This is a genomic window from Endozoicomonas sp. SCSIO W0465, from assembly GCF_023716865.1.
GTDB lineage: Bacteria > Pseudomonadota > Gammaproteobacteria > Pseudomonadales > Endozoicomonadaceae > Endozoicomonas.
This window is the reverse complement of sequence record NZ_CP092417.1, coordinates 125,172-139,496: the sequence shown is the minus strand read 5'-3', so window position 1 is coordinate 139,496 and position 14,325 is coordinate 125,172. Positions and strand designations below refer to the sequence as shown.

The window sequence follows — 14,325 nt, the reverse complement described above, 5'->3', positions numbered from 1 at the left end:
TCCCTTTTTTTTAGTGGTGTAGCTTGGGAGGCGATTTATGATCCCGCAGGCACAAAAAAACCCGCTGTTAAGCAGGTTCTTTGAGAAGGATTCAAGCTGGGAATGGTTGAGTGACCGGGTAATTTCCCAGCATGTATATTTACGGTATGTTTACTCTCACTTTATGTCAAGGGTGGAAGTATCTTCCTTGTGATGCCATACCTTCAAAATCACCACTTCGTTATCGTTGGCCAGATAACGCACCGTGTAGTGACCGACAATCAGATCACGCAAGCAGGGGTTCAATTCCTGCCCCACCAGAACCCCCATCCTTGGCTGTTCACACAGGTGTCTGATTTTTCCAGTCAAAATAGAGGCCATGCGTTTGGCTGCTGCCGGATTCTTTTCAGCAATAAACGCCCGTAGTCGTTTCAGATCATCAACGGCACTTCTGGAGAACCTGAGTTTCATTCAGGTGCCTCCAGTTCATTGTCACTGCCCCAGCTATCCAGCCAAGCCATGACCGCATCACCGTCCACAGTATCCCCTCTGCGAACCTGATCAAGGGCTTCCAGTGTCTCGTCCCATTCCTGCATTTCACGGGCATGTTTCCTGATGTACTCACGAACCGCCTCGTTGATCAGATAATTGCGACTGCGACTCATCACTTTGGCCAAACGGTTTAGTGGCTCTTCAATGTCCTGATTCAGGCGAACACTGGATACACTCATTTATCGTCCTCCGGTTATGAGTGTATTACATTGTAGTACACTATTGACTCACAATCCCCTGCAACAACTCCCCCTCCGGAGATCCATACCACTGGGCAATCAGGGTGCTGGCTTTTAACTGAGGGTGCTCCCTGAACGCTCTGGCTACCTTATCCAGCAACAGCGTTTCAATGTCGCTGGTATCGTCCGGTTCTATCACTAATTTCTTAACCAGTTTCGGATTGCTCATTAGGGCGCGGATCTTGTCTTCTGGAGTCTGGTGAGTATCCGAAAGAAATTCATCAGGTAAATCACCCAAGCACCTTATTTGCCGATTCCACCGTTCAGCCTTTTGTGCAAAACGGGCTTGAAAAATAGCCTCTTCAATAGCCTTATCCACAACCTCCTTACTGCTGCTGATGATCCCTTGCAGTTGTTCCTCGTCGATGGGCAGGTAAGCGCGTTTCGGGTCGCGATAACGGTTAACCACAATGACATCCACGGTCCTGATGTCCCTTTTGCTAAACCTGAAATCACCGTATGCCAATCTGTCTTCCATACTTACTCTCCGTATTGAATCACGCCTGCCTGCTCCAGCAGGGCTTGCGCCTCATCTTCCGCCAGTCGCACCCACTCACGGCACACCGCCCGGCACTTCTGCTGCCAGCGGTAGACGGTACTCTCGCCCTTATCCTTGATGGTCACCCTGCCCTTTTGCTGACGTAACTGCGGGTGTTGCAGTTCGTGCATCAGCCAGAGGCGCAGCAGGACCGGATTACTGCGAAACGGTTTGGGCAGTCTCTCATCGGTGCGAAAGTGGTGCTGTAGCCGTTGAAAGGCCATGACCCGCTTGCTGTGGTCGTCATCATAACGAATGGTCAGAATGTCGTGCAGCTCCGGGGTCATCCGTTGCCGCAGATAGCCCTGATATATACCATCCTCGCCCAGCCGTTCGTCACGGGTGCTTGCCACTGGGTTTACCGATGTCCGGCGATACCCGGTATTAATATCTCTCTGCCAGCGTGCGTTGTTCATCATCGGTTCCGGTACGCCGAATATCCGGTGCAGTGCCTGTTCCAGTGCCCGGTACATGGTCAGCCCTCCCCCACATAGCCGACAAAGGTTTTGCGGTAGTTCTCCACATCTGTTTGGGTCTGCTTCACCAGATCGCTTTCCCGTCCGTAGAGTTTCCTGAACGTTTCCGGGGCCAGATGGACAGAGTCGTAGGTACTGAACCGGTGATGCAGAGGACACAGCGGCAGGGTGTCAAAGTGACTGGCTTTCCTGCCCAGGCCGGTACCACTGCGCTGGTGATGCACTTCCACCGGGGTTGTGGTCTGGTTATTGATCCGGCAGGCAATGCAGCTCAACTGGGCTACGTCCCGCAGGTAGTCTTTCTCTTTCCGGGTCATCCTTGCCCCCTGTCAAAGTGAATGAACTGTTCAACCAGTGACTCGACTTCTTCCCGGCTCCAGACGTGGTTTCGGTCCCTGTTCAGTACAAGCTGTAAGAACACGTCCAGCACCGCCGAATAGACCTGTTCAAACTCCACCTGCTCCATGCTTTTGAACGCCACACTTTTCGCCCTGGCACGCACCCCACCATCGGGATACCCAATCACCTCATAGAACCCGGCCTGCACCATGGCCCAGTAGCGGAACTCATTGAAGTCCCACCGGGGTGTTACCCACTGGCCGGTTCGAGCCATTCTGACCGGCGGCTGGGGCAACCTCTCAAACACGTTGAACGCAATGCTGCACAGCTTCATGAACTTCCGGTGAAACAGTGCATTCCTTGCCCGGCGCACCTCGGCAGAAATCATCTCGCCAGGCCTGAGGCGGTAGATATACTGCTCGTCAACGGCCGATACCGGTCGCAGGATCGGTTGAGGGTCATTTCCCCTGACCAGTTCCAGCGTGGCACTCACTGGATCGCCTCCAGAAAGGACCAGAAGACCAGCTTCACCAGAGCCACCCAGACCATGGCCAGCATCACTGCATCGCTTGGTGAGTTACCCATCGAACGACATCCCTTTCAGTTTTGCCCTGGCACCGGCCCCGTCCAGCGGGTCAATGCCCTGCTCCTTCATGGTTTTCCGCTGCAACTGCTCGGAGTAAATGGTCGGGTCAAACTGCCGTTCGATGGCCTTCTGCGGCTCCAGAGACTCACCGTTCACCGCCTTGATGATCAGCGCCTGATAGGCATTGGCAAACCGCACCTTCGCGTCCCGCTGCTCCTGAGCGGTCAGGGCAGAACGCAGTTCATGCCAGCCCGTCTCCCTCCCCGCCAGATACACCGCCCGATGGCTCCAGGGGTGATGACTGGGCGAACCTGCGCCGTCGTTGGCCTCCAGCCATGCCTTCGCCATCGGGGGTAGTCCGATGTCCTCCGGTTTCGGCTGACACAGCCTCAGAAACTCCGGGACTGACGGCGGCCAGTCCTTCTCCTGCTGACACCGCTTGATGCCCAGAGCCAGCAGTTTCGGGTCTAAATCCTTCAGGGTGTTCAGCCATGCCCCCGTGCGATCCGCCAGGCCGTGCTCCTTCGTCCACTTCGTACCGTACAGACCCGTCATGGTCGAAAACAGCTCCGCGATCAGCTTCGGGGTTATACCCGTCGCGCTCCTGGCGCTTGGTGGCACTTCCCCCGTCCTGGGGGTCGTAACCTGCGGCTTCTGCGAACTCCGGTTCCGGCTGGAGGTATTCCCGGTTGGCTTCGATGACTTGATCGAGCGCACTGCGCTGGCCGCCAGCTCTTTGCCTTGCTGCATGATTCACCGTCCATGGATTTGTCAGGTTGTCCGGGTTGTTCAGGTAGGGTTCCGTGGTCATCACATACTGGGTTCCGGTCTGCTGCGTTTCGTCACAGTACCGGGCATAGGCTTGCAGGTTGGCCAGTAGCTGCTCCGGGGTGAACAACTTCTGCCGGATCAGCTTCTGGTACTTGCTGAAGGTTTTCTGCTTGTAGCCCTTCTTGCCCTCCCGCTTGGGAAAGGTCTTCCACCACTGCTCAAATTCCCCGGCATAGGGCACTGCGATTTTTTCCGGTTTATTCTCAGGGACTGCCGTGGGCGATTCAGGTGTACCAGTCGTGCTCCCGACACTTGATGGCACTTCCACCGTCCTGGGGGGCGCACCAGTCGTGCTCCCGGCACTTGATGGCACTTCCCCCGTCCTGGGAGGCGCACCAGTCGTGCTCCCGGCACTTGATGGCACTTCCCCCGTCCTGGGGGTCGTGCGGTCGTCAGACTGCACGTATTCTTTTAATCTATTCTCTAGTTCTCTATTTCTCTTATTCTCTGGACGAACTTCTTCCGAACAACTCCCGAACAATCTCCGAACGTCTTCAATTAATCCCCCTGTGTCCTTCGAGGGCTTGATACTGCTGGCTTTGACGCACGTCACCTGCATCACATCCACCACGGCAGGCAGGGCAGAAACCACAGCAGCAGGAAGACTGCGCAGCACCCTTAACCGGGCATCCATCTGGGCAATATTGTCTGCCGGATTGTGCTCCATAAACTTATGGATGCAGACGTACTTTTGCCGTTCGGCATACGTTAGGAAGTTGTTCGCCGTCAGTTCGGAAAGTGTTCGGGAAACCTTCGCCACGTCCCAGTCAAGGTCGGCGGCAATGTAGTTCAGGGGCAGGCGATAAATGCCCACCATGTTCGAGTGCTTGCAGGTCAGCAGGTACACGGCCAGCAATTTAGCTTCACTGGAACAATAGTTAATGTCCTCACTTTCCCAAAACCGGCAGGACACCTTGCCAAAGTCTTTCATTGATTCGCCACCGGAAAGAAACGGTTAATCTTGCGGACCTGCTCCTGGTTACGGGACATCCACTTTTCGATAAAGTTGAACACATTGCCCCGTGAGCCCGGCTGATCCCAGCGGTCAATCATGTAATGGAACGCATTGATCATGTGGTCTTCAATGTGATCTGCGATCAGTGGGAACTGGTCTTTGAGATACTCAACAAACTCAATATTGGTCTTCAGTGGTGGGTTGTCCTTAACCGGCCATGAAATCTCATTCCATGCCAACGGGTTCGGATTTACTCCTTCAGCTACCGGGTCTATCACGCGCCACCTCCTTTGGCCTGCAATGCGATGCCGATCAGGTGGCACTCGTCCTGTTCGATGGTGAACTCAACCCCATCCCTTATCAGGGTCGCCACTGCACGGGGCGGAACCTTTTCGCTATACTCTTTTTCCGGCAGACGGCCCGTCTCCGTGGAACATGTCACACCGGTCACTTGGCCGTTATTCCCCCTTGCGCAGTTGGACGCCGATATGCCGATCATGGCTTCCATTCCGTTCAGGGTGACACCGGAGGCTTCACGGGTGGTCTGGAGGTTATGGTGGGGCTGCAATGGGATGGTCACTGTTTATTCCTTTAGGCTTTTTGTAACTATTCAGCACTGAGCAAAGGCATATTACAGTAATTCCGAACAGCTCTATGAAGTGATTGATATATGTCCATTCCCTGTTTTCTGGCAGACGACAAATAGCTGCGAATCCGTGCAAACATAGAACCACCGTCTGCACTCCTGAAGCAGCCTGAGATTTTCTGCTTTAACTTGGCCATTCGAACATCCCGCTCACTGCCATTGTTATCGAAGGGAATGGTAAAATCTGACATGAAGCGCAGTGTCTCAGCCTTGAACTCAGTGAGTCGTTTGAAGAGATTGTAAGCTTTAGTATTCTTGACTTTCTTGCGCTTAAGCTCCTCTCGTTGCTTCTCCATATAGACGACTTCTTTCATTAGAGCCCGCTGAAGCAACCGGTCATAAATCTTCTCGATTCGTTCACAGACAACACTTGGCATCTGTAGCATACCTATGGTCTTAAAGCCCTTGCAGTAATGCCAGGAAAGCCTCAGTAGCTTCATCAATCGCAACGCCAGTTGATTGCTGTCCCTATCAACAACACCCAAAAGCTCCCTCAGGTGATGGGCATTGCAAAGTACGTGAGTTGCCGCATATGCAAAATAGGATTTCCAATGATCATGAACCAGAACGCCTGCAAATGTTAGCAGTATGCCCATCGTGTCCATGGCCTCACGACCTCGCTTTTCAGACAAGTAGTAGAGCGTCCATTGTTCATCCCGCATAACGTGTAGCCAGTGCAAAGAGCCCTCGGCCCGCATACCCGTTTCATCGGCTCCGGCAACAGACGATTCCCGCAAGGCGTCACGAATAACCTCTTCAGTAGAAGCCAGATTTTCATAGGTTCTGGCCACAAAATTGGCGACAGTGCCTGCACTTACACTCATTTTATAGAGAGTATTAAAATACTCTGACACGCGCTTAAAAGGCAGGAAATGGTATTGGTTAAGATAGACGGCCATAGCCTGTGTGGCTGAGCCATATTGTGCGGCAGCGGTAACACCTTCCGGGAATTCAGCCTGATTCCGACAACCACAAGTGCAGATTTTTACTTCAGCTCTATGGGCCGTTACTTCAAATTCACCCGGTCTCCCTGGTTCAAACACCTGTCGTTCAATATATTTGACCGGCTCACTATCAAGAAGAGACGCCTGACATTTATTGCATTCTTTAACCGGAAGGTACTCAATTAGGACTTACGCATTGATGACACCGATAAATTTTGGTAGGAGGTGATCCTTCCCCTTTGCAAAACTCTCAATGAAAGCGCCTATTGTCTCTTTAAACAGCCCCCGTTGGTGCTGATAAATATTCGTAAACTCCTGCTCTATCTGCATTTTCTGGAGATAAACAAAAGCTAAAATTGCAGCAAATATATGGTTTCTGACGGGTCGTTCGCTGCGAACCTGAAAGTGCTCAATATGGCAAACCTGCTTGATCGCCCTGTGAAACTGTTCGATCTGCCAGTGCTGGTCATGGATCTGCTTGAAGTCATTGCGTTCAAAAGGGACTTCCTCTGGCAAGTAAACCACGTAGTGGCGACGCTGGTCTTTTAGCATCGTCCTGAACAACCGGATCTTACCGAAGTCTTTGAGCCATACATCCAGACCATTGTCGGGGATGTCGAGGTGTTGAACCTGCTGCCATTTACCTTTTTCCAGTGATACTGTCCTGTTTTTCTCAACGGCAAACATAAACCCAGTCTGATGGTTTTTAATCGTCTTCAGGTTAGTCGTGCAGCTGTACCAGGAGTCACCGGTAACGAACGCTGGCTTCAGCCCCCATACCAGCACTTCAATCAACATTTCACGGAAGTAGTCGTTTTTTGTCTTGTCTTCCGATTTGTCGTATATCCTGTAATTCACCGGCATATGGCGCCCGGATACGTCGGTGTAATAAAGGGTGATGAGGTTAACTCCCTTAACCACTCGGTGATGTTTACCCGACCAAAAGTGGCCAACCAGTGCCACGGAGTAGCTATAAGGTTTGTCGAGCACGCTGTCATCAACGCTCAGGGTGCCGCCAATAGGGTTTAAACTTTTGACTGCTTCATCGTACATATCTTTGGGCTGATAGTTTTCACGCTTAAGAAAGCGGTTTGCGCTATCGTGAGAAAAGTCGGTAACCTCGGCCAGTCTTGTGCATGTTGATGATTTTGGCTCACTAATCAAAAAGCCAATGTATTTTGCAAGAGTGCATCGTGCAGTGGTCGGTCGAGTGGTAGTTCTCACTTTCATCCCTGAAGACATCTGTTTTTTGGCATTATCAAATTTTAGAGCCTGTTGTCAATGCGTAAGTCCTATCAATATAGTCAGGGATATCGACCTGTTTAAGACAAGTGCCCTGATGCCCTTTCTTTCCACCGGCTTTATTACCAGAAGACTGTCTCAGACTTTCTAGGATTGGGTTTTTCATCCGATGGATCGGTACCTTTATCTGCGGAAAGGTCGTCAGAATGATCTGGAGAATTACTGTTTTTACAAGGTTTTTGATAACCATCAGACGATGGCGGCTTGCTGCTGTTTTGACTGTTCTTGCCAACCTTTTCTTCCAATTCTCGACATCGCTCTTCCAGACAGGCAACTCTCATCCGCAGCTCTGCATTCTCTTTCAAGAGAATCTCAGCCGACATAGTTGCGGGTAGTTCTGGAATCATGCTGGCGAATATTGTGGAAAAATGGTGCTTAAGAGGATGGTATAAAAATCAGAAAATTCCAGATTTATGTGGGGGTGCTGAACAGTTACGGCTTTTTTTGATTTACCCATTCACGGTAAATTCAAAAGCTAATTTTGTAAACAAACAACTCAACTTGCTAACACCTTGAATATTTTGATAACGAACTATGCGAAACAACCTAATGGCCAGAGCCTATCTGCCATCGTACCTGCTGCTTTTTTCTTTTCTTGGCTGGTTTACAATCAGTAAACAATGGATAAAACCGGTTATCAGACAAGTAAGGATAAGAACGTGACAACCTGGGCAGAACGGGTAAGACAACGGGCGTCTGAACTCAAACTTTCCGATGCCGACATCGCAAGGCGGGTGCCCTGTTCTAGGGCATCGTTCAGTAACTGGATGAGTGGGAAGCGCTCCCCTAAGCCAATGCATCGCTACATCATTGCCGACATTCTAGGGGTCACGGCACACTGGCTGGAAACCGGCGAGGAAGCACCTGAAAAAATTCCCGGAGTTGATGTTGGCAAGTTCATTCAGGCAATGGCGGACCTGGAAGCCAGGGAACAAACCACATCCGAAAACACCGGTATCACAATCCTGAAAAAGGACAGTCAGGGGTATCTGCTCCGCATGACCAGTGATGCCATGCTCAATCCCCATGATGGCGAACACCGAAATATTCCAGTGGGCAGTACCGTTCGCATCGACACCACCGTTGCTCCTCAACCCGGTGACATTATCCTGATCGAGTACGAAGGCGAGCTGCGGTTACGGGTCTGGCGTCCTGCCGAAGGGCAGTACCACCGCCTGCTGGTTATCAACCCGTTTTACCAGAATATGCTGGCCATTGATTACGAAGGGCCACTGGAAAAAATCTATCGCGGCAAAGCGGTGTCCATCTTCACCACCCTTTAGTCCAGCCCCAATACCCCCGGCTGCTGCCCATATACCTTCATGCAGCGGCCATCGACAACCTGCTTGTCATCCTCCCGCATCAGCCCATTCAGGGCATCGCAGTAGAGCTTGGCAACATTATCAAAATCCGGCTTCACCGATTTTTTTTTCTTTGACCAGCTTTTCGTAATTGGAAACACCGCCAGCACCAGCTCCCCAAGTTAACCAGCCAGTAAGTCTGGACTGCCCTATGGCGGCCATATTGGTCACCTGCTCGGCCTGCCTGGTCACTTCCGGTGTATTTACCCGTCGCCTTTCAAGTTGCTACGTTGTTGGCTGCATTCGCTCACTATTGTCACATAGTATTTCTATGTCCCATGGCTTCGCTCATTTACCACCACGTAGCAACTTGAAATCCATTGGTTATAGCAACGACCGTACGGGTAAATCTTGACCTTCCCTTTCCCATGGGGAGGTCGTTAACCAGTGTTAACAAACTGTCTCTGCTTTTTTCAGCGACTACCAATTGTAAGTCCTCCGGCAGCCTTTCCAGCCATTTCTTCAGCTTCATCCCCGCCCCTAAGCCTTGCACACCAGCGCCAATAGTTTTTAATAATCGCAATATAATTTTTAATTACTAAATACGATAAGGTTAGCTATATTAGCTTTGCTATCTTTTATGTAAACAAAGATAACAATTTAATTAAACATAAAGGCAACTCAATGGACGCAGTACGTCTAGACCCCTATGGCATTCAGAATGCCGCTGACCACAAAGAGGCACTGGCCCGGTTTATTGAGTCCGAGCTGGAAGCTATCGAAACCAACCTGAAAGATCAACTCGACAGCCAGTCGGCCTGCACCGTAAACGGCATCGGCACCATCAACCTTTACCGCTTCCTCAACTTCCTCATCACTGAAGAATTTAACCCTCAACAGGGTTTCAGGTTGCTGGCTGTACACCACCTGGCTTATGCCTGCGACCACAACGAAGAAGCCCGTCTGACCGGTCGGGATATCCGTAACTACGCAATAGAAAGAGGTTATTGCCATGGATAACACCAACCAATTACACGCATCCGTGCTTCACAGTGTTAGCGACTGGCTAAAAGAGTTAAGGGTGATGTACGACCTGACGGTGTTCCTCAATCTGGTGGATGAAATCGCTAATAGCATTTCCGTATCCATGACCAGCGAACAAATTCACACCGTCATCAGAGAAACCATGGGGTCATGGTTCAAGCGCCAGAAAATAGAGGATGTTCTCTTTATCCCTGTAGATGACTGGTATGAGCTGAACGAAAAAATTGCCAGCAATATAGTGACCACCTTAACCGCTGATATCTGCGATAGGGCTCTTAGTCGGCGCTCTCAGGTTTTACGTGACAGGAGCTTGCGTAATGCCAACTAAAAAAGAAAGAACAGCAACCGATGATGCCCCAGAGAGCCATGCCCATGACCGCGCCAGACACCCAGTCGGTCAGCGAAATCGGCCTGCTTCTCAACCGGGCAATGGAACAGAACGCCAACATCGAAACCCTGGAACGGGTAATAAAACTGTACGAACAGGGCCAGCACATACTGGCCAAGCAACAGTTCCACCATGCTTTTGCTGCCTTCCAGAGCGAAATGCCCAAGGTTAGGCGCAGCAAACAGGCCAACTTCCCGACCCGTAACGGTAGCACGATGTCCTACAGCTACGCCTCACTGGATGATGTGGTGGAAGCAGTGAAACCCGTACTGCACAAATTCGGGCTCAGCTACTGGTTTGAACAACAGCAGGAAGGCCCCTCCATATCGGTAACCTGCACCGTCAGCCACGTATCAGGCCACAGCATCAACAACGTCGTGACAGGTCCTATTGATACCAGCGGCAATAAAAACGGCATCCAACAGGTATCCTCTACCATCACCTACCTGAAGCGGATCGCACTGGTGGGTATCCTCGGCGTGGCCTGCACCGACGAAGACTTGGACGGCTATTCACCGGACATACCACAACAGAAGGCATCCGCTTACCCGGAGGATGACTTTCAGCGCAACCTGCCAGACTGGACCACCCGAATAGAATCCGGTCGCAACTCCGCGGACGAAATTCTGACCAGCATCAACAGCAAGGCCCCCGCGACCCCTGAACAAGTCCAACGCCTCCAGTCCATCCAATACAAAGGATAATCCAATGCAACTGATCAACGTTCGACAGGGTAGCCCTGAGTGGCTGGCCCTGCGCCGGGAACACTTCACCGCCAGTGAAGCGGTGGCCATGATGGGGGATAGCCCCTTCAAAACCCGTGACCGGCTTCTCCATGAAAAAGCCACTGGTAGCACCGAGGAAGTAACCCCACAGCAGCAACAGCGTTTTGATGATGGACACGCCGCTGAAGCACTGGCCCGTCCACTCATTGAAGAACAGGAAATGAAACAACTGTTCCCGGTCACTGGCACCCGTGATGTTGACGGCCTGCCACTGCTGGCCAGTTTTGACGGCCTTGATCTGGATCGCACCCTAATCTTCGAGCACAAGCTATGGAACAAGAAAGTTGCGGCACAGATCGAGGGAAATTGCTTAGAACCTGCCTATTACTGGCAACTGGAACATCAGCTCCTGGTGACTGGACAGGATAATGTTCGCGTCATCTTTGTCTGCTCCGATGGCACCCGTGACAAACTGCGCTGGGTTTATTACCAGACCCGTGATGATCGTCGTCAGGCCTTGATCGCCGGTTGGCACCAGTTCAAGGAAGACCTCGACAACTACCAGCCCCAGCCAGCACCGGCACAGCCACTGGTGGGCGAGGTCATTCAGGACACCACGGCTCTGGCGGTGCAGATCAACGGAAGCGTGTCTAGCTCCAATCTGCACCTGTTGGAAGAACAGGTACACCACTGCCTTAATTCCATAAAATCCGCACTGGTCACGGATCAGGACTTTGTTAATGCCAAAGCCGCTGTGAAATTCCTGAAGACCACGGAACAGAAGCTGAAGGATGGGAAGGAGGCAGCACTGGCACAAGTACCGGACATATTCCGGCTCTTTGCGGCCATTGATCGCCTGACGAAGGACGTAAAAAACAAATACAAGCTGCTGGCCGATCAAATTAAGGATCAGGACAGGCACATCAAGGACAGCATCGTCCTGCAAGCCGTCACCTCACTGGAAAAGGAACGTCAGGCCCTGAATGTCGAGCTGACGCCCGGCTGGATCGCTTCCGTTATCATCCCCGCCGAGTTCCAGGAGGTGATCAAGGGCAAACGGAATATCTCCAGTATGCAATCAGCCGTCAATGACCGGCTGGCTCAGGCCCGTATCGAGCAGAAGCAGCAGGCCAAAGCGGTGAGAAACAATCTGGCCGTGTACCAGAAAATGGCTGCCGACAAGGACTACCTCTTTCCCGATCTGGACACCCTGCTGCACAAGGACCCGATGGACCTGATGGCCATCATTGACATGCGCCTGAATCAGGAAGCCCGTCAGAACCAGCCAGCCAATGAACCGGCAGCACCGGTCCCCACGGCAAAACCGGACATCACGGAAGACCAGCAGGACCTGCTGTATGCCCATGGCGAGGTCAGGGAAGAAGTTTTCTCCGATTGCCCTCATGTCCTGGAGCAATTGATCGGCAAGAGTTCACTGGACCGGTACCGCTTCGATAAGAACGGCAACGAATACGGTGTTGAGCTGGTGATCCGCCGTACCGGCATCATCAGTTCCACCGACCAACTCACCCTGAAAGAAGCATGACCATCAGTCACAGGCTGGCCACCTGTCCTCCGAAAATGGCCACCCATTGTTTCTAGACACCATAACAACAAAAAGGTAACCCGCCATGTGGTTCAAAAACCTCAACGTCTACCAGTTCACCGAAGACTTCACCCTGACCGGCGATGGACTGGAAGAAGCGCTCCGACAGAACGGCGCATTCATCCCCTGCGGTCCACAGGACATGAGCCGCTATGGCTTTGTCTCTGCCCTCGGCCATCGCACTGAGGCCCTGGTTCACCAGAACAACGCCTGTATGCTGATCCGCGCCCGTAAAGAAGAAAAGATTCTGCCCAATGAGGTCATCAACGAAAAGCTGGCAGAAAAGGTCGAGCAGATTGAGCAGAACGAAGACCGGCAGGTATTCGCCAAGGAAAAGAAGTGCATCAAAGAAGACATCGTTATGGAGCTGTTGCCCCAGGCATTCACCCGCAATAAATACACCCATGCCTACATTGATCTGGTCCGTAACCTGCTCATCGTCAATGGCTCGGCCAAACAGGCTGAAGAACTGACCAGCAAACTGCGGGAAGCCCTCGGCAGCCTGCCAGTGCTCCCCCCTCAGACAAAAACCTTCCCCGCCACCTGCATGAGCGACTGGCTGAAAACCCAGGAACTCCCCAGCCCCCTGCTGCTCGGTGACCAGTGCGAACTGCGGGAACCCGGTGATGAAGGTGCGCACCTGAAGGCCAAACAGTTTGACCTGATCAACGGCTCCATCGAACCCCATCTGAAGGACGGGATGCTGGTCTGTTCACTGCTGCTCACCTGGCAGGACTCCCTCACCTTTACCCTGAACGAAAACCTGCGCCTCACCGGCATGACCATGACCGATGCCTTGCAGGCGGAACGGGACGAGACAGAAACCGACACCAAGCTGGAAGCACTGGACGCCGACTTTGCCCTGATGACCGGCACCTTCCGAAAATTCCTGCCCCAGCTTCTCAGCTATATGAACTAAATCTGAACCAAAGGAGAGCCACCATGGCCAGAGGCGTTAATAAAGTCATCCTGATCGGTAACCTGGGCAATGACCCGGATGTCCGCTACACCCCGGCAGGGGCTGCGGTGGCCAACCTGTCCATCGCCACCAGTGAAGTATGGAACGACAAACAGACCGGCCAGAAGCAGGAAAAGACCGAGTGGCACCGTGTCGTCTTTTTCGGCAAATCTGCCGAGCTTGCCCAGCAGTACCTGCACAAGGGCAGCAAAGTCTTTATCGAAGGCAAGCTACAGACCCGTAAGTGGCAGGACAACAGCGGTCAGGATCGCTACACCACCGAAGTGGTGGTCAATGGCATCAATACCCAGTTCCAGATGCTGGACGGTCAGAACCCGCAGCCTGCCCAGAACCAGCAGGCACCACAGCAACCTCAGCAGCGTCCGGCCAACCACCCGGCACAACAGGCACCGCAGAACAACCAGTACCAGCAAGCCCGTAACGGTCAGCAGCCTGCCACCCAGCAGGGTTATGACGAATATGACCAGAACATTCCTTTCTGAATCAGGAGGCAAGGATGCCAAAACTATCCATCAATGATCTGCGCATCGCACTGACTGCCGATTACACGGCCAAATCCGAACCTGACGACAAGGCCACACTGCTTCGTCTAAAACGGGACAGTGTTCGGGCACACAACCTTGCCACTGAAATGGCGGCCTCATGGTCAGGACAACAAATCTGTAAGGGCTGCATGATGGGTGCAGCACTTGATGCGCTCACCACACTGACGACGCCATATGATGCCTCGGAACAGGAGAGACAGCACCAACAGCAACTGATCGTCGCCTATCTCATTCAGGAAGCCTTTGAAAATCACCAATCCAAAGATGCGAGCAATTTTGCCCACTCCACGGATACCCGGCACACCACTCACTGATCAAGGACGAGACATGATTACTGAAAACACCCCACT

At 52.3% G+C, this 14,325-nt stretch carries 23 protein-coding genes; 9 read left to right on the top strand and 14 right to left on the bottom strand.

Annotated elements, in window-relative coordinates:
• Window positions 1-156 precede the first annotated feature (156 nt).
• The 13 genes from MJO57_RS00605 to MJO57_RS00545 form a co-directional block, all read right to left on the bottom strand.
• Window positions 157-450 (bottom strand): type II toxin-antitoxin system RelE/ParE family toxin, encoded by a 294-nt coding sequence (locus MJO57_RS00605; RefSeq protein ID WP_066018544.1) that lies wholly within the window; start codon window positions 448-450, stop codon window positions 157-159.
• Window positions 447-710, bottom strand: coding sequence for a CopG family ribbon-helix-helix protein (locus tag MJO57_RS00600; RefSeq protein ID WP_252022048.1), 264 nt, complete (start codon window positions 708-710; stop codon window positions 447-449). Before MJO57_RS00600 ends, MJO57_RS00605 begins: the two co-directional genes overlap by 4 nt.
• Window positions 711-750: 40 nt before the next feature.
• Window positions 751-1,191 carry a hypothetical protein gene (locus MJO57_RS00595; protein ID WP_252022046.1) on the bottom strand — a complete coding sequence of 147 codons (441 nt, stop codon included), beginning with the start codon at window positions 1,189-1,191 and terminating at the stop codon, window positions 751-753.
• Window positions 1,192-1,250: 59 nt separating this feature from the next.
• Window positions 1,251-1,781: a hypothetical protein gene (locus MJO57_RS00590; RefSeq protein WP_252022044.1), complete on the bottom strand. Its 531-nt coding sequence runs from the start codon at window positions 1,779-1,781 to the stop codon at window positions 1,251-1,253.
• 2 nt (window positions 1,782-1,783) lie between these two features.
• Window positions 1,784-2,101 carry a Ref family recombination enhancement nuclease gene (locus MJO57_RS00585; protein ID WP_252022042.1) on the bottom strand — a complete coding sequence of 106 codons (318 nt, stop codon included), beginning with the start codon at window positions 2,099-2,101 and terminating at the stop codon, window positions 1,784-1,786.
• The gene (locus tag MJO57_RS00580; RefSeq protein ID WP_252022040.1) at window positions 2,098-2,616 is read right to left on the bottom strand and encodes a DUF1367 family protein; all 519 of its coding nucleotides are present in this window, start codon (window positions 2,614-2,616) and stop codon (window positions 2,098-2,100) included. The genes MJO57_RS00585 and MJO57_RS00580 overlap by 4 nt, the downstream gene beginning before the upstream one ends.
• Window positions 2,617-2,700: 84 nt before the next feature.
• Window positions 2,701-3,264: a replication protein P gene (locus MJO57_RS00575; protein ID WP_252026886.1), complete on the bottom strand. Its 564-nt coding sequence runs from the start codon at window positions 3,262-3,264 to the stop codon at window positions 2,701-2,703.
• A 1,203-nt stretch (window positions 3,265-4,467) separates the two neighbouring features.
• A complete protein-coding gene (locus tag MJO57_RS00570; protein WP_252022038.1) occupies window positions 4,468-4,773 on the bottom strand; it encodes a hypothetical protein in 306 nt (101 codons plus the stop codon).
• The gene (locus MJO57_RS00565) at window positions 4,770-5,075 is read right to left on the bottom strand and encodes a hypothetical protein (RefSeq protein ID WP_066017975.1); all 306 of its coding nucleotides are present in this window, start codon (window positions 5,073-5,075) and stop codon (window positions 4,770-4,772) included. Before MJO57_RS00565 ends, MJO57_RS00570 begins: the two co-directional genes overlap by 4 nt.
• A 26-nt stretch (window positions 5,076-5,101) precedes the next feature.
• Window positions 5,102-6,268: an IS66 family transposase gene (locus MJO57_RS00560; RefSeq protein WP_252026941.1), complete on the bottom strand. Its 1,167-nt coding sequence runs from the start codon at window positions 6,266-6,268 to the stop codon at window positions 5,102-5,104.
• Window positions 6,269-6,274: 6 nt separating this feature from the next.
• Window positions 6,275-7,309, bottom strand: coding sequence for a transposase (locus tag MJO57_RS00555; RefSeq protein ID WP_252026884.1), 1,035 nt, complete (start codon window positions 7,307-7,309; stop codon window positions 6,275-6,277).
• Between the two features lie 34 nt (window positions 7,310-7,343).
• A complete protein-coding gene (locus MJO57_RS00550) occupies window positions 7,344-7,493 on the bottom strand; it encodes a hypothetical protein (protein WP_252022037.1) in 150 nt (49 codons plus the stop codon).
• On the bottom strand, window positions 7,450-7,734 hold the full coding sequence (locus tag MJO57_RS00545; RefSeq protein ID WP_252021084.1) for a DUF6444 domain-containing protein: 285 nt from the start codon (window positions 7,732-7,734) through the stop codon (window positions 7,450-7,452). Before MJO57_RS00545 ends, MJO57_RS00550 begins: the two co-directional genes overlap by 44 nt.
• On the opposite strand from MJO57_RS00545, the gene MJO57_RS00540 reads away from it, so the two are divergent.
• Entirely contained in the window at window positions 7,733-7,903 is a 171-nt protein-coding gene (locus MJO57_RS00540; protein WP_252022035.1) for a hypothetical protein, read from the top strand. The two genes, MJO57_RS00545 and MJO57_RS00540, sit on opposite strands and share 2 nt — an antisense overlap.
• 104 nt (window positions 7,904-8,007) lie before the next feature.
• Window positions 8,008-8,670: a S24 family peptidase gene (locus tag MJO57_RS00535; protein ID WP_066017976.1), complete on the top strand. Its 663-nt coding sequence runs from the start codon at window positions 8,008-8,010 to the stop codon at window positions 8,668-8,670.
• Here the strand turns inward: MJO57_RS00535 and MJO57_RS00530 are convergent.
• A complete protein-coding gene (locus MJO57_RS00530) occupies window positions 8,667-8,858 on the bottom strand; it encodes a RusA family crossover junction endodeoxyribonuclease (RefSeq protein ID WP_252022032.1) in 192 nt (63 codons plus the stop codon). The two genes, MJO57_RS00535 and MJO57_RS00530, sit on opposite strands and share 4 nt — an antisense overlap.
• Window positions 8,859-9,372: 514 nt before the next feature.
• On the opposite strand from MJO57_RS00530, the gene MJO57_RS00525 reads away from it, so the two are divergent.
• The 7 genes from MJO57_RS00525 to MJO57_RS00495 all read left to right on the top strand — a co-directional run bounded on the left by MJO57_RS00525 (window position 9,373) and on the right by MJO57_RS00495 (window position 14,289).
• Window positions 9,373-9,708, top strand: coding sequence for a hypothetical protein (locus tag MJO57_RS00525; RefSeq protein ID WP_066017979.1), 336 nt, complete (start codon window positions 9,373-9,375; stop codon window positions 9,706-9,708).
• Entirely contained in the window at window positions 9,701-10,060 is a 360-nt protein-coding gene (locus tag MJO57_RS00520; protein WP_066017980.1) for a hypothetical protein, read from the top strand. Before MJO57_RS00525 ends, MJO57_RS00520 begins: the two co-directional genes overlap by 8 nt.
• 44 nt (window positions 10,061-10,104) lie before the next feature.
• The gene (locus MJO57_RS00515) at window positions 10,105-10,824 is read left to right on the top strand and encodes an ERF family protein (RefSeq protein WP_252022030.1); all 720 of its coding nucleotides are present in this window, start codon (window positions 10,105-10,107) and stop codon (window positions 10,822-10,824) included.
• A gap of 4 nt (window positions 10,825-10,828) precedes the next feature.
• Window positions 10,829-12,391 carry a YqaJ viral recombinase family protein gene (locus tag MJO57_RS00510; RefSeq protein ID WP_252022028.1) on the top strand — a complete coding sequence of 521 codons (1,563 nt, stop codon included), beginning with the start codon at window positions 10,829-10,831 and terminating at the stop codon, window positions 12,389-12,391.
• A gap of 85 nt (window positions 12,392-12,476) precedes the next feature.
• Window positions 12,477-13,370, top strand: coding sequence for a recombination-associated protein RdgC (locus tag MJO57_RS00505; RefSeq protein WP_252022027.1), 894 nt, complete (start codon window positions 12,477-12,479; stop codon window positions 13,368-13,370).
• A gap of 23 nt (window positions 13,371-13,393) precedes the next feature.
• Window positions 13,394-13,912, top strand: coding sequence for a single-stranded DNA-binding protein (gene ssb, locus MJO57_RS00500; protein ID WP_252022025.1), 519 nt, complete (start codon window positions 13,394-13,396; stop codon window positions 13,910-13,912).
• A gap of 14 nt (window positions 13,913-13,926) precedes the next feature.
• On the top strand, window positions 13,927-14,289 hold the full coding sequence (locus tag MJO57_RS00495; protein ID WP_252022024.1) for a hypothetical protein: 363 nt from the start codon (window positions 13,927-13,929) through the stop codon (window positions 14,287-14,289).
• Window positions 14,290-14,325 lie beyond the last annotated feature (36 nt).

What these genes read in the sequence shown, in the direction of transcription:
- MJO57_RS00605 (WP_066018544.1), bottom strand. Translation starts at nt 450, where the DNA reads ATGAAACTCAGGTTCTCCAGAAGTGCCGTTGATGATCTGAAACGACTA.
- MJO57_RS00600 (WP_252022048.1), bottom strand. Translation starts at nt 710, where the DNA reads ATGAGTGTATCCAGTGTTCGCCTGAATCAGGACATTGAAGAGCCACTA.
- MJO57_RS00590 (WP_252022044.1), bottom strand. Translation starts at nt 1,781, where the DNA reads ATGTACCGGGCACTGGAACAGGCACTGCACCGGATATTCGGCGTACCG.
- MJO57_RS00585 (WP_252022042.1), bottom strand. Translation starts at nt 2,101, where the DNA reads ATGACCCGGAAAGAGAAAGACTACCTGCGGGACGTAGCCCAGTTGAGC.
- MJO57_RS00575 (WP_252026886.1), bottom strand. Translation starts at nt 3,264, where the DNA reads ATGACGGGTCTGTACGGTACGAAGTGGACGAAGGAGCACGGCCTGGCG.
- MJO57_RS00550 (WP_252022037.1), bottom strand. Translation starts at nt 7,493, where the DNA reads ATGAAAAACCCAATCCTAGAAAGTCTGAGACAGTCTTCTGGTAATAAA.
- MJO57_RS00540 (WP_252022035.1), top strand. Translation starts at nt 7,733, where the DNA reads ATGCTGGCGAATATTGTGGAAAAATGGTGCTTAAGAGGATGGTATAAA.
- MJO57_RS00545 (WP_252021084.1), bottom strand. Translation starts at nt 7,734, where the DNA reads ATGATTCCAGAACTACCCGCAACTATGTCGGCTGAGATTCTCTTGAAA.
- MJO57_RS00535 (WP_066017976.1), top strand. Translation starts at nt 8,008, where the DNA reads ATGGATAAAACCGGTTATCAGACAAGTAAGGATAAGAACGTGACAACC.
- MJO57_RS00525 (WP_066017979.1), top strand. Translation starts at nt 9,373, where the DNA reads ATGGACGCAGTACGTCTAGACCCCTATGGCATTCAGAATGCCGCTGAC.
- MJO57_RS00520 (WP_066017980.1), top strand. Translation starts at nt 9,701, where the DNA reads ATGGATAACACCAACCAATTACACGCATCCGTGCTTCACAGTGTTAGC.
- MJO57_RS00515 (WP_252022030.1), top strand. Translation starts at nt 10,105, where the DNA reads ATGACCGCGCCAGACACCCAGTCGGTCAGCGAAATCGGCCTGCTTCTC.
- MJO57_RS00510 (WP_252022028.1), top strand. Translation starts at nt 10,829, where the DNA reads ATGCAACTGATCAACGTTCGACAGGGTAGCCCTGAGTGGCTGGCCCTG.
- MJO57_RS00505 (WP_252022027.1), top strand. Translation starts at nt 12,477, where the DNA reads ATGTGGTTCAAAAACCTCAACGTCTACCAGTTCACCGAAGACTTCACC.
- ssb (WP_252022025.1), top strand. Translation starts at nt 13,394, where the DNA reads ATGGCCAGAGGCGTTAATAAAGTCATCCTGATCGGTAACCTGGGCAAT.
- MJO57_RS00495 (WP_252022024.1), top strand. Translation starts at nt 13,927, where the DNA reads ATGCCAAAACTATCCATCAATGATCTGCGCATCGCACTGACTGCCGAT.